The organism is Allobrachymonas sp. (assembly GCF_041912815.1).
In the GTDB taxonomy this organism is placed as follows: Bacteria; Pseudomonadota; Gammaproteobacteria; order Burkholderiales; family Burkholderiaceae_C; genus Brachymonas.
This window is the reverse complement of sequence record NZ_JAYRLV010000016.1, coordinates 1-21,765: the sequence shown is the minus strand read 5'-3', so window position 1 is coordinate 21,765 and position 21,765 is coordinate 1. Positions and strand designations below refer to the sequence as shown.

Here is a 21,765-nt window from a genome sequence, read left to right as displayed (position 1 = left end):
ACATTTTTGTAAGAAACAGTTGCACAATGCCCCGAACGGCGCCGGAGGGGCCTTGCCCACGGGCTGCGAACGGCCTGCATTCCGTGCCGCACAGGTACACTTTGAACCTGAACATATATTTTTTCGTGGAACCCGGGTCCGCGTGGTTCCGATCACGCCGGGCCTGTCCTTTCCGCTTCCAGACATGACAGACGAAACGGCGGCGCAAGCCCAGGGCGCAAGCCTCGAATTCAAGAGCGCCTTTCTCACCGTGGTGGCGCTGGTGCTCAAGACCACCGACATGTCGGCCATCGAGGCGGATCTGTCTGCCCGTCTCGACGAGGATCGCGGCTTCTTCGATCAGGATGCCCTGCTCATCGACCTCGACCAGGTCAGGGCGGAAGAGGGGGTGCCCGATTTTGCCCGCCTGGTGGCGCTGCTGCGTGCCCATGGCACCCTGCCCGTGGCTGTGCGTGGGGGGTCTTCTGCCCAGATGCAGGCCGCCCAGGCGGCGGGTCTGGCGCCCGTGCCCGACGAACTCCCGGCCCGCCCGGCTGCCGCCGCTCCTGCTTCCGGCGCCGACAGACCCCCGCGCCGCGAGCGCAAGTCCCGTGCGGCGCAGGCCGTTCCGGCGGTCGAGGTGCGCCATGAGGTGCAGCCCCCGGCAGCCGGAGGCGCTCCCACGGTGGTCATCGACAAGCCGCTGCGCTCGGGCCAGCAGGTCTATGCGCGCGGCGCGGATCTGGTGGTCATGGACATGGTGAGCTTCGGGGCCGAGGTGATCGCCGACGGCAACATCCACGTCTATGCACCCCTGCGCGGCCGTGCCATTGCCGGTGCGCGGGGCAATACCTCTGCCCGCATCTTCTCGACCTGTCTCGAACCCCAGCTCGTTTCCATTGCGGGCATCTACCGCACGTCCGAGAACGACCTGCCCAATGACCTGACCGGCAAGCCGGCCCAGGTGCGGCTCGACGGCGAGAAGCTGCTCATCGAACCCCTCGCCTGAGGGCCCCCCACCGGATGGCCCCAGGCGTTTTCTCCTTTCTTCAGCAACCCCCAATACACAGGACCCCAGCACATCATGGCCAAGATCGTCGTCGTGACCTCCGGCAAGGGAGGCGTGGGCAAGACCACCACCAGTGCCAGTTTCGCCACCGGACTCGCCCTGCGCGGGCACAAGACCGTCGTGATCGACTTTGACGTCGGCCTGCGCAACCTCGACCTCATCATGGGATGCGAGCGCCGCGTGGTGTATGACCTCATCAACGTCATCCACGGAGAGGCCAACCTCAACCAGGCGCTCATCAAGGACAAGCAGTGCGACAACCTCTACGTGCTGGCTGCCAGCCAGACGCGTGACAAGGACGCCCTCACGCAGGAGGGGGTGGGCCAGGTGCTCAAGGATCTCGACGGCATGGGATTCGAGTACATCGTGTGCGATTCGCCCGCCGGCATCGAGACCGGGGCGCTCATGGCCATGCACTTTGCCGACGAGGCCCTGGTGGTGACCAACCCCGAAGTCTCCAGCGTGCGCGACTCCGACCGCATTCTGGGCATGCTCAGCAGCAAGACCCGCCGCGCCCTCGAAGGCGCCGAGCCGGTCCGGGAGCATCTGCTCATCACGCGCTACAACCCCAACCGCGTGGCCGACGGGCACATGCTTTCGCTGGAGGACATTCAGGACATTCTGCGCATTCCGCTCATCGGGGTGATTCCCGAGTCGGAAGTGGTGCTGCAGCAGTCCAATCAGGGCATTCCCGTGATCCATGCCAAGGGCACGGCGGTGGCCGAGGCCTACAGCGACGTGGTGGATCGCTTTCTGGGCGAGGAACGTCCCATGCGCTTCGTCGATGCCGAGAAGCCCGGCTTCTTCAAGCGTCTTTTTGGAGGCAAGTAAGCCATGGCATCCCTGCTTTCCTTCCTGCTCGGCGAGAAAAAGAAGACGGCCAGCGTTGCCAAGGAACGCCTGCAGATCATTCTCGCCCACGAGCGCAGCGGGCGCAGTGCCGCCCAGCCCGATTACCTCCCGGCCCTGCAGCGCGAGCTGGTGGCGGTGATCTCCAAGTACGTGCAGATCAGCCCCGACGATCTCAAGGTTCAGCTCGACCGTCAGGACAACCTCGAGGTGCTGGAGGTCAAGATCGAGCTGCCCGAGTCCCGCTGAGGCCGCATTGCGCGGCACCCGCCTGTCCGGCGCCGCCTGCCGGCACTGCACGGGCGACGCAGATGCGGCAGAGGGTTACGGAGAGCTGTCCCCGTCAGGCAGGGCATCGAGCCGGGCCAGGGCGGCGCGCCGGCCGGTGTCCAGATCGATCACGGGGAGCGGATAGTCGTGGCCCAGCCGGATGCCTGCAGCCGCCAGCGTGGCAGGCTGTGCCAGCCACGGGGCGTGCAGCGCATCGGGAGGCAGGGCGGCCAGTTCGGGCACGTAGCGGCGGATGAAGGCGCCTTCCGGGTCGAAGCGTCGGCTCTGGCTGACGGGATTGAAGATGCGGAACCAGGGCTGGGCGTCGCAGCCGGTGCCGGCAACCCATTGCCAGCCGCCGTTGTTGCTGGCGAGGTCGAAGTCGTTGAGGTGCAGGGCAAAGTGGGCTTCGCCGCGCCGCCAGTCCACGCCCAGGTGCTTGACCAGAAAACTCCCCGCGATCATGCGCAGGCGGTTGTGCATGTAGCCGCTGGCATGGAGCTGGCGCATGGCGGCATCCACGATGGGAATGCCGGTACGGGCCTCGCACCAGGCGGCAAACCGCGCATCGCCCATGGCGCCGTCTTCCCAGCGCAGGGCCCGCATGCGTGGGCGCAGCGCCTGGTCGACCACTTCGGGGTGGTGCCACAGTACCTGGCTGTAGAAGTCGCGCCAGCACAGCTCGGCAAGCCACTTGGTGGCTCCGGCCTGTCCCTGCTGCTGCAGAGCCCAGGCGGCGCGGGCGACTTCGCGGATCGAGAGTGTGCCAAAGCGCAGATGCACCCCCAGATAGCTGGGCCCCCGCCGGGCCGGAAAGTCCCGCCAGGTGTCGTAGTGCGCCATGCGGGCCAGAAAGTCCTGCCACATCGTCTGTGCCCCCTGCACGCCTGCGGGCAGCGGGAGTTGCGAGAGGTCGGTGGGCTCGAAGCCGATGTCCGCAAGCGTCGGCACCGCACGCGCATGGACAGCGGGCCGGGCGGCCAGGGCTGCGGCATGGGGGGCTACCGGGCGGACCGCCAGATGCCGGGCATCGAGCCGCGTGAGCCACTTGCGGTAGTAGGGCGTGAAGACGGTGTAGGGCATGCGCGTGCCGGTGCGCAGCTCGTCCGGTGCGGTGAGCACGTGATCCTGGTGGAGTCGCAGCGTGATGCCCTCGGCGGCCAGTGCCTGCTGCACGGCTGCATCGCGGGCACGGGTGGCGGGTTCGTAATCCTCATTGGCATAGACCGCCTGCGCTCCCAGCTGCTGCGCGAGGGCGGGCACCTGCACCGTGGGGTCGCCCTGCAGCACGATGAGCCCGGCCGCGGAGCCGGCAGCCGATCCGGTGGCGAGGGCCAGGTCGCGCAGCGCGGCATCGAGCTGGCGCAGGCTCTCGACGATGAATTCGACGCGGCGGTCCCGGCGCGGCAGGGGGTCGAGCAGGGCAGGGTCGAACACGAACACGGCATGCACCTGGCGACACTGCTGCAGTGCGTGGGACAGGGCGGAGTGGTCCTCTGCGCGCAGGTCACGCCGGAACCAGACGAGGCCCGTGTCCAGCACAGGGGCATCTGCGGTGGAGGCAGGGGGCGCGGAGGGCGGCAGGGGGGAGCGTGCAGCGAACATGGGGTGGGGGCTTCAGTCGTCGCTGCGTCGGCGGCGCAGCAGCTGGGTAATGGGGGTTTGTCGGGGGCCGGGCACAAGGGTGGCGGATGCACCTGCCTCGATGCTGCCGGGCCGGACCACTTCCAGATACCAGCCGCAGCAGCCCTGTGTCACCATGTCGCGTGCCGCCTGGGCATAGCCCATGATGTGCACGAACTTGAAGCAGGGCTGGCGGGGTTCGGTCACGCGCAGGCTGCAGTCGGGAAAGTGCAGGGTGTCGCCCACGTACACGTCTGCTTCCAGCAGGCCGTCCAGGGTGAGGTTCTCGCCCATGAAGCCCGGAGGCAGTGGCTGGTCGAACAGGTCCACGGCATGGGCATGGCGCTGTGCCTGCCACCACGCATAGTGCGCGTGGGGATAGGCATAGATGGCCTTGCGCAGTCCGCCGTGCCATTGGGGGTCGGCCTGCTCGTCGTGGGCCAGCCCCAGGGCATGCACGGCCACGCGGCCGGTGCGTGGCTGTTTGCCGATGGCGCTGGCCACGCTGCGCCCCTGGATGTGCAGGCGGCCGACCGGGGCCGTGTTGACGCTCAGGAGGGTGATCATGCAGGGAATCTCCGGGGAATGAGGCATCAGCCGCGCATGAGTGCCTCGATGGCATCGGCATCGACCGGCACGTCGCGCGTGATGAGTTCGCAGCCCGCGGGGGTGACCACGGCATCGTCCTCGATGCGGATGCCGATGTGCCAGTAGGCCTCGGGCACATCGTCGCCGGGACGGATGTAGAGCCCAGGCTCCACCGTGGTGACCATGCCGGGCTGCAGGATGCGGCTGGGACGTTCACGCACGGTGTGGCCCGTGAGCGGGTCGGTGCGTACCTGCACGCGGTCCGCCTCGGCGGGTTCCACGTAGCTGCCGCAGTCGTGCACATCCATGCCGAGCCAGTGGCCGGTGCGGTGCATGTAGAAGCGCTGGTAGGCGCGTGTGGCGATCACGTCCTCGGCGGTGCCCACGCGGTTGGCGTCGAGCAGCTTCAGGTCGAGCAGGCCCTGCGCAAGGACGGCCACCGTGGCCTCGTGGGCATCGTCGAAGCGGGCTCCGGGCCGAATGGCGGCCACGGCCGCCTGCTGCGAAGCCAGCACCAGGTCGTACACCGCCCGCTGCGGACCGGTGAAGCGGCCGTCGGCCGGAAAGGTGCGGGTGATGTCGCTGGCATAGCCGTCGAGCTCGCAGCCGGCATCGATGAGCACCAGCTCGCCCGCACGGACCGGGGTGCTGCCTGCCGCATAGTGCAGCACGCAGGCATTGGAGCCGGCGGCGACGATGCTGGTGTATGCCGGGAACTGCGATCCATGGCGGCGGAATTCGTGGGCCAGCTCGGCATCGAGCGTGTACTCGCGCACATCCTCGCCCCGGCGCAGCAGGGCGGCACAGCGCTGCATGGTGCGCACATGGGCACTGGCGCTGATGGCGGCGGCCCGGCGCATGATGGCGAGCTCGTGCGTGTCCTTGACGAGGCGCATCTCGTCGAGCACGGCACAGGCATCCTGCAGGCGCACAGGCACCACAGCCCCCTGGCGCACCCGGGCGCGCAGCGTATCGAGCCACCCTGCCACCTGCGATTCCAGCCCCGCATGGGTGGCGAACGGGTAGGCCACCACCTCGGCCCCGTCGAGCAGGGTGGGCAGCTCGCTGTCGAGCGCATCGGCCGGCAGGGCCGCTTCCACACCCAGCGCGGCAGGTGCCGCTGCCGGGCCGAGGCGGTAGCCGGTCCAGATCTCGCGTGCTTCATCCTTGGCGCGACAGAACAGCGTGCTGTGCACGCCTCCGGCCGCATCGGTGCGCACCACCAGCGTCGCTCCAGGCTCGGTGAATCCGGTGAGGTAGTAGAAGTAGCTGTCGTGGCGATAGGGAAATTCGCCGTCGCGGTTGCGGGTCTGCTCGGGTGCCGTGGGCACGACCGCCACGGCACGTGGACCCAGGGCGGCCGCCAGCCGTTCGCGGCGCGCAGCATAGAGGAGGGGGAGAGAGGAGGTCATGGGGCAACCTTATCGGAAATGGGAATCAGACCACGGCAGGCGGGGAAATGCGAGCATCCCCAGAACGGGCGCCCTGCATGGCATGAGACTCAGGAGAGGAAACACAGAGGGTCAGCCAGACACCTGCACATTGAGCGCGGCCAGCCGTTCCGGGGTGCCCACATCGGTCCAGCGGCCCGTGTGGAGCTCGCCCGTGATGCGGCCGTCGGCCATGGCGGCGCGCAGGACAGGGGCCAGCGGGGCCTCGGTGCCCTGCGGGTTGCCGGGGAGCAGTGTGCAGTACGGAGCGGTGAACAGGGCGGCGCGGAACAGGCCGATGGTGCTGTAGGTATAGCGGGGCAGGGGGCTGTCGGGGTGGGGGGTGGCGTGCAGCTGGCCATCGGGCGCCAGGGCGAAATCGCCTTCGGGATGGTGGGGCGGATTGGGCACGAGCCACAGATGCGCCAGCGCGTCGCTGGCGGCAAAGCGGGCCATGGCGGCGCGGTCGAACACGAAGTCCGGGGCATACACATCCCCAGCGGCCAGCCAGAAGATGTCCTGCAGCCGCGGCAGGACGCGCACGATGCCGCCGGCGGTCTCCAGCGCATGGCCGAAGTCGGCTTCTTCTTCCGAGTAGTGCAGGGTGGTGACAGGCAGGGTGGCATCTGCCCGCCACTGCCGGCCCAGCCGGGCGGGAATCTGCGCTCCGAGCCAGCCGGTATTGATGAGCACCTCGGTGCAGCCCTGTCGCGCCAGGGCTGCCAGCGGCCATTCGAGCAGCGGGCGGCCCTGTACGTGCAGCAGGGGCTTGGGCGTGTAGTCGGTGAGCGGGCGCATGCGCTTGCCGCGGCCGGCAGCCAGCAGCATGGCTGCGGAACGGGAAGAGGAGGAGCAGGAATCGGCGTCAGGCATCGGTCGACGAAAACAGAGGGAAATGAACAGGACCCGGAAAGGCCATCCATCGGAAAGGGCGGCCTCACTCAGGAGGTGTGCCGGTCTGCCGGCCTGCTCCCGGTGTCGGGACGGGGAGGGCATCGGCGTCGCAGTCGTCACCCTCCTCGGTCAGGCGGAAGGCCTGCGCCTCCCATTGCGCGATCACCTCGCGGGCCAGGGCCCGCACGGAAGGTGCATCGTCCTGCGTCACCACCTGCACCAGCCCGCTCACGGGCAGCAGGCCCGCGGCTCCCTGCAGATAGTCGCCCTGCACATGGGCAGGCACACCGGCCCGCTGGAGCAGGTCGGCCAGCAGATGGGCCTGCAGCACATCGGACGCCTCGTGAAGGATCTGCATGGAAACACCTCCTCGGACAGCAACAGCGCACACCACCGCCGCCAGCCGGCAGGGCTGAGCCATTGTAGGGCGCTCCCCTGCGGCTGCCGCACTGCACAAACAATTGGCAGGCAGCTAAAATAGCAGTCTTTGCGTCCTTCCCCTCCCCCTCCAGAGTCCCGCCCATGACTTCTACCGTATCGGCCACCACCATGGCCAACGCCATCCGCGCCCTTGCCATGGACGCCGTGCAGCAGGCCAATTCCGGCCATCCGGGCGCTCCCATGGGCATGGCCGATATGGCCGTGGCACTGTGGGCGCGTCATCTGCGTCACAACCCCACCCATCCCCACTGGCACAACCGCGACCGCTTCGTGCTCTCCAACGGGCATGCCTCCATGCTCATCTATGCGCTGCTGCACCTGACCGGCTACGACCTGCCGATCGAGGAGCTGCGGAAGTTCCGCCAGCTCGGCAGTAAGACCCCGGGCCACCCCGAAGTGGGCGTGACCCCCGGCATCGAGACCACTACCGGCCCGCTGGGGCAGGGCGTCACCAATGCCGTGGGCATGGCGCTGGCCGAGAAGCTGCTGGCGGCCGAGTTCAACCGTCCCGGCCATGCCATCGTCGACCATCACACCTACGTGTTCCTGGGCGATGGCTGCCTGATGGAAGGCATCAGCCACGAAGCCTGCAGCCTGGCCGGTGCCTGGAAGCTCAACAAGCTCATCGCGCTCTACGACGACAACGGCATCAGCATCGACGGCAAGGTGCAGCCCTGGTTTGCCGACGACACGGCCGGCCGCTTCCGCGCCTACCAGTGGAACGTCATCGGCCCGGTCGACGGCCATGACGCCGAGGCCGTCTCCGCCGCCATCGAACAGGCCAAGACCAGCCAGGACAAGCCCACGCTCGTCATCTGCCGCACCCACATCGGCAAGGGCAGCCCCAACCGTGCCGACACGGCCAAGGCCCACGGCGAGCCGCTCGGTGCCGCCGAAATCGCCCTCGTGCGCGATGCGCTGGACTGGCACCACGCCTCGTTCGAGATTCCGGCAGCCATCTATGCCGCCTGGGATGCCCGCCAGGCCGGCCAGAAGGCCGAAGCGGCCTGGGATGCCGCCTTTGCCGCCTATGCCGCGCAGTATCCGCAGCTTGCTGCCGAGTTCACGCGCCGCATGCGCGGGGAGCTGCCTGCCGGATTTGCCCAGACCGCTCTCGATGCTCTGCACGCGGCCGACCAGAAGGCCGAGACCGTGGCCAGCCGCAAGGCCAGCCAGATCGCGCTCGAAGCCTTTACCGCCGCACTGCCCGAGCTGCTCGGCGGCAGCGCCGACCTCACCGGCTCCAACCTCACCAACACCTCGCACACCCAGCCGCTGCGCGTCGATGCGCAGGGCCAGGTGGTGCTCGCCGAGCCGGCCCAGGGCGACGCATCGCCCGCTGCCCGCTTCCACATCAACTATGGAGTGCGCGAATTCGGCATGGCCGCCATCATGAACGGCGTGACCCTGCACGGGGGCTACATTCCCTACGGCGGCACCTTCCTCACGTTCAGCGACTACTCGCGCAACGCCATCCGCATGGCCGCGCTCATGAAGCAGCGCGTGGTGCACGTCTTCACCCACGACAGCATCGGCCTGGGCGAGGACGGCCCCACTCACCAGAGCATCGAGCACGCTGCAAGCCTGCGCCTCATCCCCAACCTGGACGTATGGCGCCCCTGTGACGGGGCCGAGACCACCGTGGCCTGGACCAGCGCCATCGAGAGCAGTGCCCATCCCACAGCCCTCCTGCTCAGCCGCCAGGGCCTGCCCTACGCAGCCAGGCAGGATCTGTCCGCCATCCGCAAGGGCGGCTACGTGCTGGCCGAGCCGCTCGACGGGCAGGCGCCCCAGGCCGTGCTCATCGCCACCGGCAGCGAAGTGCAGCTCGCCCTCAAGGCGCAGGCACTGCTGGCCGAACAGGGCGTGGCCGTGCGTGTCGTCAGCATGCCCAGCACCACCACCTTCGACCGCCAGGACGCCGCCTATCGGGCATCCGTGCTGCCCGCCGGCCTGCCGCGCGTGGCCGTCGAAATGGGCGTCACCGCCTTCTGGTGGAAGTACGGCTGCGCTGCCGTCGTCGGCATCGACACCTATGGCGAGTCCGCTCCTGCGGCGGCCCTGTTCACGCATTTCGGCTTCACGCCCGAGCATGTCGCCGAGACCGTCCGGTCCGTGCTGACCCAGGCATGAGTTTCTGTTTCCCCGGTTCTTCCTCTTCCATCCCTCCAGGAGAAAACAAATGGCAATCAAGGTAGGCATCAACGGCTTCGGCCGCATCGGTCGCTGCGTGTTCCGCGCTGCAGTGGAAAACTTCGGCGACGACATCCAGATCGTCGGCATCAACGATCTGCTCGAGCCGGATTACCTGGCCTACATGCTCAAGTACGACAGCGTCCATGGCCGCTTCAGCGGTGATGTCAAGGTCGAAGGCGGCAACCTCGTCGTCAACGGCAAGGCCATCCGCCTGACCGCCGAGCGCGATCCGGCCAACCTCAAGTGGGGCGAGCTCGACGTGGACGTGGTCATCGAGTCCACCGGCCTGTTCTTGACCAAGGAAACCGCCCAGAAGCATCTGGCCGCCGGCGCCCGCAAGGTCATCATGTCCGCTCCCAGCAAGGACGACACCCCCATGTTCGTCTTCGGCGTCAATTCCGCCGAATATGCCGGCCAGGACATCATCAGCAACGCCAGCTGCACCACCAACTGCCTGTCTCCCGTGGCCAAGATCCTCAACGACAAGTGGGGCATCAAGCGCGGCCTGATGACCACCGTGCACGCTGCCACCGCCACCCAGAAGACCGTGGACGGCCCCTCCAACAAGGACTGGCGCGGCGGCCGCGGCATCCTGGAAAACATCATTCCCTCGTCCACCGGCGCTGCCAAGGCCGTGGGCGTGGTGCTGCCGGCCCTCAAGGGCAAGCTCACCGGCATGAGCTTCCGCGTGCCCACGTCCGACGTGTCCGTGGTCGACCTCACCGTCGAACTCGACAAGCCCGCCACCTACGCTGAAGTCTGTGCCGAAATGAAGGCCCAGAGCGAAGGCGCCTTCAAGGGCATCCTGGGCTATACCGACGAGAAGGTCGTGGCCACCGATTTCCGTGGCGATGCCCGCACCAGCATCTTCGACGCCGATGCCGGCATCGCGCTCGACGGCACCTTCCTCAAGGTCGTGAGCTGGTACGACAACGAATGGGGCTACTCCAACAAGTGCCTCGAAATGACCAAGGTCGTGAGCGCCAAGTAAGCGCACCGCGACGCGCCCTCGCTGCCCTTCGGGGCAGCCTCCACGGCCCTGTGCAAGCCCTGCACAGGGCCGTTTCCGTAGGGACGGTGTGCCGGGGACGACTCAGGTGGTTCGCTGGACGATCCAGACACTGCCCAGCACTGCCAGCAGCCCGCACAGCGCCATTCCCGAGACCGACTGCGCCAGCAGCGCCCACCCCAGCACCACGGCGGTCAGCGGACTCAGCAGCCCCAGGGACGCCACAGCCACCGTGGGCAGCCGGGTGATGCCCCGAAACCAGAGCCCATACGCCAGCAGCGCGCCGACCAGACTCAGATAGGCATAGGCCGACCACTGCAAAGGAGACATGTCGGCTGGCAGCGGAGCTTCCCACAGCCGGACTGCCGGCATCAGCATGGCGCCGCCCAGCAGGAGCTGCCAGCCAGTCAGCGCACCGATGGGCAGGGCCACCTGCCAGCGCCGCGTGAGCCACATGCCTGTCGCCATGCTGATGGCCCCCAGCAGGGCGGCGATGATGCCGATGGGGTCGGGCACAGTCTGTGGGGAAAGCAGCAGAAGCGCCATGCCGCCCACCCCCGCGCCTGCCGCCGCGAGCGTGATGCGGCGGGGCGCACGTCCATCGACGGCCCAGGTCAGCCCCATGACCAGCAGCGGCTGCACGGACCCCAGCACGGCAGCCAGCCCTCCGGGCAACCGATAGGCCGCCACGAACAGCAGCGCCTGGAAAAAACCGATGTTGAGTGCGCTCAGCACCGCGATTCGCCACCAGTCCCTGCGCTGCGGGACGACGCGGGCATACAGAAGCAGCAGCACCCCTGCGGGCAGGGTACGGAGCAGGGCGGCCGTCAGGGGCCTGCCGGGAGGCAGCAGTTCCGTAGTGACGATGTAGGTGGAGCCCCAGATGGCAGGGGCTGCAGCCGTGAGCAGGACATCGCGCCAGCGGAGCGTGGAGCAGGGAGAAGGCATGGTCTTTTCTTGAATTGAAGATAATGGAAGCCAGCATGCCGTTCAATTACCTTGAAGTCAAGATATATGTCCGATCCTTCTACCGTCCGGGCACCCGACGCCGTCGATGCCATCCTCCAGCAGTGGCAACGCGAGCGTCCCTCCCTGGATGCTGCACCCATGGGCCCTCTGGGCCGTCTCAAGCGCTGTGCAGCCTTGCTGGAGCCGCGCCTCGAAGCCGGGTTGGCCGCCTTCGGTCTGCGGCTGTGGGAGTTCGACATGCTGGCTGCCCTGCGGCGGGCAGGAGCCCCCTATTGCCTGAGTCCGACCCAGCTGTTTTCGACCCTGATGGTGACTTCCGGCACCATGACCCACAGGCTCCGGCGGCTGGAGATGCAGGGATGGATCGAGCGCATTCCGAACGCGCAGGACGCCCGCAGCATGCTGGTGCAGCTCACTGACGCAGGGCAGGCCCTGATCGACCGCGCGGTAGAGGCGCATGTGGACAACGAGCGGCAGCTGCTGGCCTGTCTGCCTGCTCAGGCGCTGTCCGAGCTCGATGACGCGCTGTCCATGCTGCTGCGCACGCTGGAGTCGCCAGTACCTCTGGCAGAGTGAGCGCGCCCGCATGCCCACACAGGGCAGGAGCGGTCCCCCCGGACAGTGCCTGCACCGTGTCCTGCGGTGCCCTGGCTCAGGCGGTGCCGTCGTCAGAAGTCGCGGCTGGCTCGGGAATCTCGAAGACCTTGCGCAGATAGGTCAGGTAGCCCGCGTCCTCGCACATGCCCTTGCCGGGCGTGTCCGAAATCTTGGCCACGGCCTGCCCGTTGCAGCGCGTCATCTTCAGCACGATCTGCAGCGGTTCCGGCCCGACATCGTTCGTCAGGTTGGTGCCCACCCCAAAGGCCACCTGGCAGCGGCCGTGAAAGCGCTCGAAAATCTCGATGCAGCGCGGAATCGTCAGCCCGTCACTGAAGATCAGCAGCTTGTCCTGCGGATCGCAGCGGTTGGCGGCGTAGTGCGCGATCATGCGCTCGCCCCAGGTGAAGGGGTCTCCGCTGTCGTGCCGCGCCCCATCGAACAGCTTGCAGAAGTACATGTCGAAGTCCCGCAGGAAGGCGTTCATGCCGTACACATCCGACAGCGCAATCCCCAGATCCCCCCGGTACTCCTGGGCCCACTTCTCGAAGGCAAAGACCTGCGTGTCGCGCAGGCGCGGCCCCAGCGCCTGACAGGCCTGCAGATATTCGTGCGCCATGGTGCCCATGGGCTTGAGGTCGAGCTCCTTGGCAAACAGCACGTTGCTCGTGCCGGTGAACTGCGCAGCCGGGCCGCGGCCGATGCGGTCCGCCACGCGCGTGAGCAGTTCCCGCTGCCAGTCGCGCGAGAAGCGGCGGCGCGTGCCGTAATCGGCCAGGTGCAGATCTTTCAGCCCCGGCGCCTGCAGCAGCGCGAGCTTGGCATCGAGCCGGCGACGCCCCTCGTCCCAGCCCAGCCCGGGAGCCAGGTGGCGGAAGTACACCTCGCTCACGATGGCCAGTATCGGAATCTCGAACAGAATGGTGTGCAGCCAGGGCCCGCGCACCCGGATGTCGAGCTCCCCGTTGTCCATCGCAGTCAGCGTGACCGAGCGTGCATTGAGCTGAAAGAGCCGCAGAAAATCCACGAAGTCGCTCTTGATGAAGCGCAGCCCTGCCATGTAGGCCAGTTCGTCCTCGGTGAAACGCAGCGTGCACAGATGGCGGATCTCCTCTCGGATTTCCTCGATGTGCGGCGCCAGCTGCACGCCCGGAGTCCGGCACTTGAACTTGTACTCGACGTGGGCCGCCGGAAACTGGTGAAGCACCGCCTGCATCATGGTGAACTTGTAGAGATCGGTGTCGAGAAGGCTGTCGATGATCATGGGAGTGAGAAATCCATGCCGAAAAAGGCCGAAACAGGCCGGAAACCTCACCGCAGCGGGTTCCGATCGGGCCTACTATGCCACGTCCTGCACGACCTCACCGGCCAGGGGCATCTCCCTCCATGCCACCGTGACGCCCCGTCCGGCAGGGCAGATCCTTCATACGGAGAAATCATTCCCTTTTCGGATGGCCACCGCACTGGTTACCCCCTAAGTTGCAACGTATTGCAACAAATCTATGCAGAAGCAAAAGATGCATTGGAAGTCGCCAATTTTGATAAAGTGACTCCCGAGCATCGCGCTCCCCGCCTTCCTCCCTGGGCGGGATTTTGCTGATTCATCCATTGGCAAAATGACTTTATGCCCCAGAACTCCGTTCCGGGGCATTTTTTTGTCCTGCCTCTTGTCCGACTCTCCCAGATTCCTCCGGCTTCCGCGCAACGTGCGCAGAGCCAGTGTGCAGGGCAACTTTTTCCCCCAACGGGGCCGGGGTGGCTGGTTTCGTGGTGCAATCGCTGAGGCATCTGCCGCTTCTCATGCAGCATGTACCCTCAGGTCGAGGGGCTGGCATGGCCGGCAGGGGCATTCTTTCACGCGCGCTCCCGCCGCTGATTCGGGAGCGCTGCCTGCACGGCGCGGGCAGGTCGCGCCGCATCGCTTTCGGGAGCATTCGCATCATGGGCTATCTCTGGGTCAAGGCCTTTCACATCGTGTTCGTGGCCAGCTGGTTTGCCGGGCTGTTCTATCTGCCGCGCATCTACGTCAACCTTGCCATGGTGCCTCCCGGGTCCGATGCCGAGCGCGCACGCCTTCTGCTCATGGCGCACAAGCTCATGCGCTTCACGCACATGCTGATGGTGCCGGCGGTCGGGCTGGGGCTGGTGCTCTGGCTGGGCTATGGCATTGGGCTCACCGGTCCGCACAACGGCTGGATGCATGCCAAGCTCACGCTGGTGCTCGTCATCCTGGCCTACCACGCCAGCTGTGCAAGGCTTCTGCAGCGCTGGGACGCCGGGCGCAATACCCGGAGCCATGTCTGGTACCGCTGGTACAACGAGCTGCCCGTGCTGGTGCTCACGGCCGTCTGCATTCTGGTCGTGGTCAAGCCCTTCTGAGCAGGGCGTCTGTCTGGGGATCTGGCATGGACGCGTTTTCTGCACAGCCGTCGCCGCCGTCCCTTTCCGCAGGGGGGCACCGCAGCGTGCCGAGCTCGGCCTGGCCGCTGGCGGGGAGCTGGGCACTGCTGATCGTCTATGCCTCGCTGTTTCCCTTTTCGGGCTGGCGCAGCACCGGCATGCCCTGGTGGGGATTCATGACCGCGCCTTTCTCGCGGTACTGGACCGGGTTCGACGTGGTGACCAACCTCGTGGGCTATGTGCCGTTCGGGTTCCTCATGACCCTCGGCATGCAGCGGGATGCACAGCGGCTGGGGCGGCACTGGGCGCTGCTGCTGGCCTGGCTGGCCGGCAGCGTGCTGTCCCTGTCCATGGAGACGCTGCAGGTATGGCTGCCCGGGCGGGTAGCGTCCAATCTCGACTGGCTGCTCAATACCGCAGGGACCCTGGTCGGTGCCCTGCTGTCGGTGCTGCTGGAGCGGGCGGGGCTCCTGGGGCGCTGGAGCCAGTTCCGGGCGCGGTGGTTTTCGGCCGACGCGCGCGGGTCGCTGGTGCTGCTGGTGCTGTGGCCGGCCGCGCTGCTGTATCCCACCCCCATCCCCTTCGGTCTCGGACAGGTCATGGAGCGCGCCGAGAACCAGCTGGCCCAATGGCTGCAGGGCACGCCCTGGATCGAGTGGCTGCCGCTGCGTGCCATCGAGCGCCAGCCTATGCTGCCGCAGGTCGAGCTGCTGGTGGTGGCCCTTGCCCTGTTCGTACCCTGTCTGTTGGCCTATGGAGTCATGGGATCGCGCTGGCGCAGGCTGCTGGCGGCGGCCCTGGTGCTCGCGGCCGGATGCGGGGCGCTGGCCCTGTCTGCAGGTGTGTCCTACGGGGCAGACTTCACATGGAACTGGCTGTGGGGCCCCGTGCGGCAGGGAGTGGGAGCAGCGGGCATGCTGGCCCTGGCGTGCCTCTGGCTGCCACGGCGTGCCTGCTGGGTGATCGCCCTCGTGGCCCAGCTGGTGATGCTGCAGCCCCTCAACGAGGCAGCCGTGTCCGCCTATTACGTCGATGGCGTGGCCGACGGGCTGACAACGGCCTATCTGCTGCGCTTTTTCGGGCTCACCCAATGGCTGGGCTGGCTCTGGCCGTATGCCGTTCTGCTCTATCTGGTGGTGCTGCTGGCAGGCTGGGACACCCGGGAACGTTTCTAGAGGGCCTTCGGCTGCCGCTGCCTGTGCACGGCGGGGTGGGCGAGGCGTGTTTCCCCGGGGCTTGTGACACAATGCCCCCATGCATACCGACACCCCTTCCTCTCCTTCCGGGCAGGCGCCTGCATCCTATTTCCAGCGCCATATCTTCTTCTGCATCAATCGCCGCGACAACGGCGAGGCCTGCTGTGCCGACCACAATGCCGAGGCTTCCTTTGCCTACTGCAAGCAGCAGGTTCAGCAGAAGGGTCTGGCCGGTCCCGGCAAGGTGCGCGTGAACAAGGCAGGCTGCCTCGACCGCTGCTCCGCCGGCCCCGTGGCCGTGGTCTACCCCGAGGCCGTCTGGTACACCTATGTCGACCAGGAGGACATCGACGAGATCGTCGAATCCCACCTCAAGAATGGCCAGGTCGTCGAGCGCCTGCTGGTGCCTCCCACCGCTGGTCGCTGATCCGATTCCCTCTGCCTCCGCATGAACGCCCAGACCGAATCCTGGACCCTGCAGGGCCCCGCAGGCGCGATCCAGGCAGCATGCGACCGGCCCGCAGGCACGGCACCTGGGCGCGGAGTCGCCATCCTGTCCCATCCCCACCCGCTCTTCGGCGGCACCATGGACAACAAGGTCGTGCAGACCCTGGCGCGGGCCTTCGTCCAGTCCGGCTGGACGGCGGTGCGCTACAACTTCCGTGGCGTGGGCCAGAGCGCGGGCAGCTACGACGAAGGCCGGGGAGAAGTCGAGGATCTGCTCCACGTCATAGCCCAGATGGCGCCTGCGGGGCCTCTGGCGCTGGCCGGTTTTTCCTTTGGCGCTTTCGTCACCAGCCAGGCCCTGCAACGACTTCTGGCGCAGGCGGTTCCGCGCGAACCGGAGCGCCTCGTGCTCGTGGGCACGGCCGTCAGCCGCTTCGAGGTGATCCCGGTGCCTGCGGCGCTGCATGCGCGCACCTGTGTCATTCATGGCGAGGCGGACGACGTGGTGCCCCTTGCCGATGTCATGGACTGGGCCCGCCCCCAGACCCTCCCCGTCACTGTCGTGCCCGGTGTCGGTCACTTCTTTCACGGCCAGCTGCCCGTGCTCAAGCAGCTCGTCATGCGCCATCTTCTTGCGCCCGTTGCGTGAGGCTGAGGTTCGCGCAGCGCCCTGCGCCCTCCGGGGAACAGGGCCCGACATTTCACCATTCGATACAAAGTCGCTGCCGCTTCCCGTCCCGGTGCGTGGGGCGTCATGGGGTACAGTAGGTCCACTTCCGTCGTGTTCCCCGAGCGTCTTCGCGCATTTTTCCGTTTTGCCCATGCCTGTACTTTCTTCCCTGCGCAGCCGTTTCGTCCTCGTGACGGCCACCCTGGCCCTGACCTTCGGCGGCCTGGCCCTGGCCAAAAAGGCCCCGCTCCCCGCCCCTGTGGCAGCGCCCGCGGCCGTGGCGCCTGTGTTGCCCGGTTTCCCCGTGCCTCCCGATGTGGCTGCCCGTGCCTATCTGCTCCTCGACGTGAGTGCAGGCAACCAGGTGCTCGCCGCCAAGGACATGGATACCCCCATGGAGCCCGCCTCCCTCACCAAGCTCATGACGGCGTATGTGGTGTTCGATGCCCTCAAGCAGCACCGCATCACGCTCGACCAGACCTTCGGCGTGAGCGAAAAGGCCTGGAAAATGCCTGGCTCCCGCATGTTCATCACCCCCAAGATGCAGGTGCGCGTCGAAGACCTCATCAGGGGCATGATCGTGCAATCCGGCAACGACGCCACCATGGCCCTCGCCGAAGGCCTTGCCGGCAGCGAGCAGGGTTTCGTGCAGAAGATGAACGACACCGCCCGCACCCTGGGCATGACCCACACCGGCTACCGCAACCCCGAGGGCCTCACCGAACCCGGGCACATCACCACCGCGCGTGACATGGCGCTGCTCGCCACCCGGCTCATGGCCGACTTCCCCGAATACATCAAGTACTACGCCATCAAGCAGTGGCACTACCCCGGCACCCCCGAATCCAACCAGAACAACCGCAACCTGCTTCTGTTCCGCGATCCCACCGTCGACGGCCTCAAGACCGGCCACACCGACGCCGCCGGCTACAACCTCGTGGCCACCGCGCGCCGTGCCTTCCCCAACCTGCCGCAGGGGCGCCGCCTGCTGGCCGTGGTCTTCGGTACGGCCAGCGAAAATGCGCGCGCCAACGAAACCCAGAAGCTGCTCAACTGGGGCTATACCGCCTATGACGGCGTGCAGCTCTTCGGGGCCGACCAGCCCGTGGCACAGGCCCGGGTCTGGAAAGGGGCGCACAGCGAGGTGGGGCTGGGCCGTCATCAGCCCATCACCGTGGCCGTCCCCGCCGGCAAGGCGCGTGAACTCACCACCCAGGTCGAGCGCACCGATCCCCTCATTGCTCCCATTGTCCGCGACCAGCAGGTCGGCACCCTGCGCGTGCAGCTCGGTGGGCAGACCCTCTCCACCCTGGCGCTCCAGGCCCTGCAGGACGATCCGCAGGCGGGCTTCTTCCGTCGGCTCTGGGACAGCCTGCTGCTGCTCTTCCATGGCTCCGGCAAGAAATCCACCTGACGACGGGCGCATCCGTGCCTGCCATGGCGGCCTTCGGGTCGCCTTTTTTTCGCGCGCACGCCACAGCCTCATGCCCGCAGGACCTCCTGCACTCCGGCCACGGCTTGCGGTTTGCAGGGGGGCATGCTATCCTCTCCGGCTCTGCGGATTGCGTCCGAGGGGTTGCCTTTGGCTCTTCGCAGTGACATCACGTTTCTTCAACCCGTAATTCATTCACGTTTAGGGAATTACACCGTTCAGAAGGAGGCCTTCGTGCCCACCATCAATCAGCTCGTGCGTCAGGGGCGCACGGTCGAGACCATCAAATCCAAGAGCCCTGCGATGGAAAACTGCCCGCAGCGCCGCGGTGTGTGCACCCGTGTGTACACCACCACCCCCAAGAAGCCGAACTCCGCCATGCGTAAGGTGGCCAAGGTTCGTCTGACCAACGGCTTCGAAGTCATCTCCTACATCGGCGGCGAAGGCCACAACCTGCAGGAGCACAGCGTGGTGCTCGTGCGCGGCGGCCGTGTGAAGGATTTGCCTGGTGTGCGCTACCACATCGTCCGTGGTTCGCTCGACCTGCAAGGCGTCAAGGATCGCAAGCAGTCCCGTTCCAAGTACGGCGCCAAGCGCCCCAAGAAGGCCTGATCTCCGCATCGGTCTTCGTCGGTGCTTCGCTGGCCGGGCAGGCTGGTGCAAGCGTAGTGACCCGCAAGTGCGCTTTTTTCTTTTGTCCGCGCATGGGTCGAGTAAGTGGGGTGCTCCACATGGCATCTCGCGGTACCTGAAATGGTGCCAACTGAAGCAAAGAGGTTTTCAAAATGCCACGTCGTCGTGAAGTCCCTAAACGTGAAATCCTGCCGGATCCCAAGTTCGGCAGCGTCGAGCTGTCCAAATTCATGAACGTGATCATGGAAGGCGGCAAGAAAGCTGTGGCCGAGCGCATCATCTACGGTGCCCTCGAACAGATGGAGAAGAAGTCCGGCAAGGAAGCGCTGGAGCTGTTCACCACCGCCATCAACAACGTCAAGCCCATGGTCGAGGTCAAGTCCCGCCGCGTGGGTGGCGCCAACTACCAGGTTCCGGTCGAAGTGCGTCCCGTGCGTCGTCTGGCCCTGTCCATGCGCTGGATCAAGGAAGCTGCCCGCAAGCGCAGCGAAAAGTCCATGGCTCAGCGCCTGGCCAACGAAATGCTGGAGGCCGTCGAAGGCCGTGGCGGTGCCATGAAGAAGCGTGACGAAGTGCACCGCATGGCCGAAGCCAACAAGGCATTCAGCCACTTCCGTTTCTGAGTCTGCCCCAGTGCCGGATCTTCGCCCGCTGAGCTGTTCCACGGCCCTGGCGGGCGTTCGGCCTTTTAACTGAAAGAGAAATCATGGCTCGCAAGACCCCCATTGAGCGTTACCGCAACATTGGTATCTCGGCGCACATCGACGCCGGCAAGACCACCACGACCGAGCGGATTCTGTTCTACACCGGTGTGAACCACAAGATCGGTGAAGTGCACGAAGGCGCCGCCACCATGGACTGGATGGAGCAGGAACAGGAACGCGGCATCACCATCACTTCCGCGGCCACCACCTGCTTCTGGAAGGGCATGGAGCTCAACTACCCCGAGCACCGCTTCAACATCATCGACACCCCTGGGCACGTGGACTTCACCATCGAAGTGGAACGTTCCATGCGCGTGCTCGACGGCGCCTGCATGGTGTACTGTGCCGTGGGTGGCGTGCAGCCCCAGTCCGAAACCGTCTGGCGTCAGGCCAACAAGTACAAGGTGCCCCGCCTTGCCTTCGTGAACAAGATGGACCGCACCGGCGCCAACTTCTTCAAGGTCTATGACCAGATGAAGACCCGCCTGCTGGCTCATCCCGTGCCGATCGTGATCCCCATCGGTGCCGAAGACAACTTCAAGGGCGTGGTCGACCTCATCAAGATGAAAGCCATCATCTGGGACGAGGCCAGCCAGGGCATGAAGTTCGACTACACCGACATCCCCGCCGAACTGGTCGACTCCGCCAACGAATGGCGCGAGAAGATGGTCGAGGCTGCCGCTGAAGCCAGCGAAGAGCTGATGAACAAGTACCTCGAAGAGGGCGGCCTCACCGAGGACGAGATCAAGCAGGGCCTGCGCCTGCGCACCATCGCCACCGAAATCCAGCCGATGCTGTGCGGTACCGCCTTCAAGAACAAGGGCGTGCAGCGCATGCTCGACGCAGTGATCGACTTCCTGCCCTCTCCGGTGGACATTCCTCCGGTTCAGGGTACGGACGAGGACGAGCAGCCTGCCTCCCGCAAGGCCGACGACCACGAGAAGTTCTCTGCGCTCGCATTCAAGCTCATGACCGACCCCTTCGTCGGCCAGCTCACCTTCGTGCGCGTCTATTCCGGCATTCTGAGCAAGGGTGACACCGTGCTCAACTCCGTGAAGGACAAGAAGGAACGCATCGGACGTATCGTGCAGATGCACGCCAACAACCGCGCCGAGATCGAAGAGATCGTGGCCGGCGACATTGCAGCCTGCGTGGGCCTCAAGGAAGTCACCACCGGTGAAACCCTGTGCGATCCCGCAGCCCCGATCGTGCTCGAACGCATGGTGTTCCCCGAGCCCGTGATTGCACAGGCCGTCGAGCCCAAGACCAAGGCCGACCAGGAAAAGATGGGCCTCGCCCTGTCCCGTCTGGCTGCCGAGGATCCGTCCTTCCGCGTCCGTACCGACGAGGAATCCGGCCAGACCATCATCGCCGGCATGGGCGAGCTCCACCTCGAAATCATCGTGGACCGCATGAAGCGCGAGTTCGGCGTCGAAGCCAACGTGGGCAAGCCCCAGGTGGCTTACCGCGAAACCATCCGCAAGAAGGTCACCGACGTCGAAGGCAAGTTCGTGCGTCAGTCCGGTGGTAAGGGCCAGTACGGTCACGTCGTGTTCACCGTCGAACCCAACGAAACCGGCAAGGGCTTCGAGTTCCTGGACGAAATCAAGGGTGGCGTGGTGCCGCGCGAGTACATCCCCGCCGTCCAGAAGGGCGTCGAGGAAGCCCTCAACGCAGGCGTGCTCGCTGGCTACCCGGTGGTCGACGTCAAGGTGCACCTGACCTTCGGTTCGTACCACGACGTGGACTCGTCCGAACAGGCGTTCAAGATGGCCGCCATCTTCGGTTTCAAGGAAGGCTGCCGCAAGGCGGGCCCCGTCATCCTCGAGCCGATGATGGCCGTGGAAGTCGAGACGCCCGAGGAATATGCCGGTACCGTCATGGGCGACCTGTCGTCCAAGCGCGGCATGGTGCAGGGCATGGATGACATGGTCGGCGGTGGCAAGTCCATCAAGGCCGAGGTGCCGCTGTCCGAAATGTTCGGCTACTCCACCTCGCTGCGTTCCATGACCCAGGGTCGTGCCACCTACACGATGGAATTCAAGCACTACTCCGAGGCACCCAAGAACGTGTCCGAGGCGATCATCGCGGCCCGCGCCAAGTGATCTCCTGCCATTCCAGCTCCTGCTGGAATGGCGCCTTCTCTTTTCGTCTGCGATCCCTGCACCCGCCGCTGCCCGTGGCGACGGAACCGTGACAGGGATGCAGACATTAAACCTCTCACGGGCACAGCTCTTTTTCTCAAAGGATAGCCATCATGGCCAAGGAAAAATTCGAACGGACCAAGCCGCACGTGAACGTCGGCACCATCGGTCACGTGGACCACGGTAAAACCACCCTGACCGCAGCCATTGCCACCGTGCTGTCTG

General features: G+C 66.1%; 22 protein-coding genes. 15 read left to right on the top strand and 7 right to left on the bottom strand.

Translation table 11 applies throughout. The features are described from left to right. The first annotated feature begins 184 nt into the window (after positions 1-184). The 3 genes from minC to minE all read left to right on the top strand — a co-directional run bounded on the left by minC (position 185) and on the right by minE (position 2,146). Positions 185-988, top strand: a complete 804-nt coding sequence (minC, locus tag ACE3P9_RS10625; protein WP_374494049.1) for a septum site-determining protein MinC — start codon at positions 185-187, stop codon at positions 986-988. Positions 989-1,063: 75 nt separating this feature from the next. Next, on the top strand, positions 1,064-1,879 hold the full coding sequence (gene minD, locus ACE3P9_RS10620) for a septum site-determining protein MinD (protein WP_374494046.1): 816 nt from the start codon (positions 1,064-1,066) through the stop codon (positions 1,877-1,879). Positions 1,880-1,882: 3 nt separating this feature from the next. After that, on the top strand, positions 1,883-2,146 hold the full coding sequence (gene minE, locus ACE3P9_RS10615) for a cell division topological specificity factor MinE (protein WP_374494043.1): 264 nt from the start codon (positions 1,883-1,885) through the stop codon (positions 2,144-2,146). A 75-nt stretch (positions 2,147-2,221) separates the two neighbouring features. On the opposite strand, the gene ACE3P9_RS10610 is transcribed toward minE, so the two are convergent. The 5 genes from ACE3P9_RS10610 to ACE3P9_RS10590 all read right to left on the bottom strand — a co-directional run bounded on the left by ACE3P9_RS10610 (position 2,222) and on the right by ACE3P9_RS10590 (position 7,060). Further along, the gene (locus ACE3P9_RS10610; RefSeq protein ID WP_374494041.1) at positions 2,222-3,772 is read right to left on the bottom strand and encodes a deoxyribodipyrimidine photo-lyase; all 1,551 of its coding nucleotides are present in this window, start codon (positions 3,770-3,772) and stop codon (positions 2,222-2,224) included. 12 nt (positions 3,773-3,784) lie between these two features. Continuing rightward, complete coding sequence (locus ACE3P9_RS10605; protein ID WP_374494039.1) at positions 3,785-4,357, bottom strand: MOSC domain-containing protein; 573 nt, start codon at positions 4,355-4,357, stop codon at positions 3,785-3,787. A 26-nt stretch (positions 4,358-4,383) separates the two neighbouring features. Beyond that, the gene (locus tag ACE3P9_RS10600) at positions 4,384-5,790 is read right to left on the bottom strand and encodes an aminopeptidase P N-terminal domain-containing protein (RefSeq protein WP_374494037.1); all 1,407 of its coding nucleotides are present in this window, start codon (positions 5,788-5,790) and stop codon (positions 4,384-4,386) included. A 111-nt stretch (positions 5,791-5,901) separates the two neighbouring features. Next, positions 5,902-6,636, bottom strand: coding sequence for an NDP-sugar synthase (locus ACE3P9_RS10595; RefSeq protein ID WP_374494036.1), 735 nt, complete (start codon positions 6,634-6,636; stop codon positions 5,902-5,904). Positions 6,637-6,745: 109 nt separating this feature from the next. Then, positions 6,746-7,060 (bottom strand): putative signal transducing protein, encoded by a 315-nt coding sequence (locus tag ACE3P9_RS10590; protein ID WP_374494034.1) that lies wholly within the window; start codon positions 7,058-7,060, stop codon positions 6,746-6,748. Positions 7,061-7,224: 164 nt separating this feature from the next. Between ACE3P9_RS10590 and tkt the strand changes: the two genes are divergently transcribed. After that, the gene (gene tkt, locus ACE3P9_RS10585) at positions 7,225-9,276 is read left to right on the top strand and encodes a transketolase (RefSeq protein WP_374494032.1); all 2,052 of its coding nucleotides are present in this window, start codon (positions 7,225-7,227) and stop codon (positions 9,274-9,276) included. Between the two features lie 49 nt (positions 9,277-9,325). Continuing rightward, complete coding sequence (gap, locus tag ACE3P9_RS10580) at positions 9,326-10,330, top strand: type I glyceraldehyde-3-phosphate dehydrogenase (protein WP_374494031.1); 1,005 nt, start codon at positions 9,326-9,328, stop codon at positions 10,328-10,330. Positions 10,331-10,432: 102 nt separating this feature from the next. Here the strand turns inward: gap and ACE3P9_RS10575 are convergent, their stop codons facing one another. Continuing rightward, on the bottom strand, positions 10,433-11,296 hold the full coding sequence (locus ACE3P9_RS10575; RefSeq protein WP_374494029.1) for an EamA family transporter: 864 nt from the start codon (positions 11,294-11,296) through the stop codon (positions 10,433-10,435). A 66-nt stretch (positions 11,297-11,362) separates the two neighbouring features. On the opposite strand from ACE3P9_RS10575, the gene ACE3P9_RS10570 reads away from it, so the two are divergent. Further along, positions 11,363-11,893, top strand: coding sequence for a MarR family winged helix-turn-helix transcriptional regulator (locus ACE3P9_RS10570; RefSeq protein WP_374494027.1), 531 nt, complete (start codon positions 11,363-11,365; stop codon positions 11,891-11,893). 76 nt (positions 11,894-11,969) lie between these two features. On the opposite strand, the gene pncB is transcribed toward ACE3P9_RS10570, so the two are convergent. Beyond that, complete coding sequence (gene pncB, locus ACE3P9_RS10565; protein WP_374494025.1) at positions 11,970-13,178, bottom strand: nicotinate phosphoribosyltransferase; 1,209 nt, start codon at positions 13,176-13,178, stop codon at positions 11,970-11,972. Between the two features lie 677 nt (positions 13,179-13,855). Here pncB and ACE3P9_RS10560 point away from each other — a divergent pair. The 9 genes from ACE3P9_RS10560 to ACE3P9_RS10520 all read left to right on the top strand — a co-directional run. Beyond that, complete coding sequence (locus ACE3P9_RS10560) at positions 13,856-14,293, top strand: CopD family protein (RefSeq protein WP_374494023.1); 438 nt, start codon at positions 13,856-13,858, stop codon at positions 14,291-14,293. Between the two features lie 26 nt (positions 14,294-14,319). Further along, positions 14,320-15,489, top strand: a complete 1,170-nt coding sequence (locus ACE3P9_RS10555; protein WP_374494021.1) for a VanZ family protein — start codon at positions 14,320-14,322, stop codon at positions 15,487-15,489. 79 nt (positions 15,490-15,568) lie between these two features. Further along, positions 15,569-15,937: a ferredoxin gene (locus tag ACE3P9_RS10550; protein WP_374494019.1), complete on the top strand. Its 369-nt coding sequence runs from the start codon at positions 15,569-15,571 to the stop codon at positions 15,935-15,937. Between the two features lie 21 nt (positions 15,938-15,958). Further along, complete coding sequence (locus ACE3P9_RS10545; protein WP_374494018.1) at positions 15,959-16,606, top strand: alpha/beta hydrolase; 648 nt, start codon at positions 15,959-15,961, stop codon at positions 16,604-16,606. Positions 16,607-16,778: 172 nt separating this feature from the next. Then, complete coding sequence (locus tag ACE3P9_RS10540; protein WP_374494016.1) at positions 16,779-18,041, top strand: D-alanyl-D-alanine carboxypeptidase family protein; 1,263 nt, start codon at positions 16,779-16,781, stop codon at positions 18,039-18,041. Between the two features lie 252 nt (positions 18,042-18,293). Then, the gene (rpsL, locus tag ACE3P9_RS10535) at positions 18,294-18,671 is read left to right on the top strand and encodes a 30S ribosomal protein S12 (protein ID WP_374494014.1); all 378 of its coding nucleotides are present in this window, start codon (positions 18,294-18,296) and stop codon (positions 18,669-18,671) included. A gap of 173 nt (positions 18,672-18,844) precedes the next feature. Further along, a complete protein-coding gene (rpsG, locus tag ACE3P9_RS10530; protein WP_374494011.1) occupies positions 18,845-19,315 on the top strand; it encodes a 30S ribosomal protein S7 in 471 nt (156 codons plus the stop codon). Between the two features lie 83 nt (positions 19,316-19,398). Further along, positions 19,399-21,501 carry an elongation factor G gene (gene fusA, locus ACE3P9_RS10525; protein ID WP_374494009.1) on the top strand — a complete coding sequence of 701 codons (2,103 nt, stop codon included), beginning with the start codon at positions 19,399-19,401 and terminating at the stop codon, positions 21,499-21,501. A gap of 152 nt (positions 21,502-21,653) precedes the next feature. Beyond that, on the top strand, positions 21,654-21,765 hold a 112-nt coding region (locus ACE3P9_RS10520; protein ID WP_038735236.1), incomplete at its 3' end, for a GTP-binding protein.

Coding starts and splice junctions, on each gene's coding strand:
- minC (WP_374494049.1), top strand. CDS start 185: ATGACAGACGAAACGGCGGCGCAAGCCCAGGGCGCAAGCCTCGAATTC.
- minD (WP_374494046.1), top strand. CDS start 1,064: ATGGCCAAGATCGTCGTCGTGACCTCCGGCAAGGGAGGCGTGGGCAAG.
- minE (WP_374494043.1), top strand. CDS start 1,883: ATGGCATCCCTGCTTTCCTTCCTGCTCGGCGAGAAAAAGAAGACGGCC.
- ACE3P9_RS10610 (WP_374494041.1), bottom strand. CDS start 3,772: ATGTTCGCTGCACGCTCCCCCCTGCCGCCCTCCGCGCCCCCTGCCTCC.
- ACE3P9_RS10605 (WP_374494039.1), bottom strand. CDS start 4,357: ATGATCACCCTCCTGAGCGTCAACACGGCCCCGGTCGGCCGCCTGCAC.
- ACE3P9_RS10600 (WP_374494037.1), bottom strand. CDS start 5,790: ATGACCTCCTCTCTCCCCCTCCTCTATGCTGCGCGCCGCGAACGGCTG.
- ACE3P9_RS10595 (WP_374494036.1), bottom strand. CDS start 6,636: ATGCTGCTGGCTGCCGGCCGCGGCAAGCGCATGCGCCCGCTCACCGAC.
- ACE3P9_RS10590 (WP_374494034.1), bottom strand. CDS start 7,060: ATGCAGATCCTTCACGAGGCGTCCGATGTGCTGCAGGCCCATCTGCTG.
- tkt (WP_374494032.1), top strand. CDS start 7,225: ATGACTTCTACCGTATCGGCCACCACCATGGCCAACGCCATCCGCGCC.
- gap (WP_374494031.1), top strand. CDS start 9,326: ATGGCAATCAAGGTAGGCATCAACGGCTTCGGCCGCATCGGTCGCTGC.
- ACE3P9_RS10575 (WP_374494029.1), bottom strand. CDS start 11,296: ATGCCTTCTCCCTGCTCCACGCTCCGCTGGCGCGATGTCCTGCTCACG.
- ACE3P9_RS10570 (WP_374494027.1), top strand. CDS start 11,363: ATGTCCGATCCTTCTACCGTCCGGGCACCCGACGCCGTCGATGCCATC.
- pncB (WP_374494025.1), bottom strand. CDS start 13,178: ATGATCATCGACAGCCTTCTCGACACCGATCTCTACAAGTTCACCATG.
- ACE3P9_RS10560 (WP_374494023.1), top strand. CDS start 13,856: ATGGGCTATCTCTGGGTCAAGGCCTTTCACATCGTGTTCGTGGCCAGC.
- ACE3P9_RS10555 (WP_374494021.1), top strand. CDS start 14,320: ATGGACGCGTTTTCTGCACAGCCGTCGCCGCCGTCCCTTTCCGCAGGG.
- ACE3P9_RS10550 (WP_374494019.1), top strand. CDS start 15,569: ATGCATACCGACACCCCTTCCTCTCCTTCCGGGCAGGCGCCTGCATCC.
- ACE3P9_RS10545 (WP_374494018.1), top strand. CDS start 15,959: ATGAACGCCCAGACCGAATCCTGGACCCTGCAGGGCCCCGCAGGCGCG.
- ACE3P9_RS10540 (WP_374494016.1), top strand. CDS start 16,779: ATGCCTGTACTTTCTTCCCTGCGCAGCCGTTTCGTCCTCGTGACGGCC.
- rpsG (WP_374494011.1), top strand. CDS start 18,845: ATGCCACGTCGTCGTGAAGTCCCTAAACGTGAAATCCTGCCGGATCCC.
- fusA (WP_374494009.1), top strand. CDS start 19,399: ATGGCTCGCAAGACCCCCATTGAGCGTTACCGCAACATTGGTATCTCG.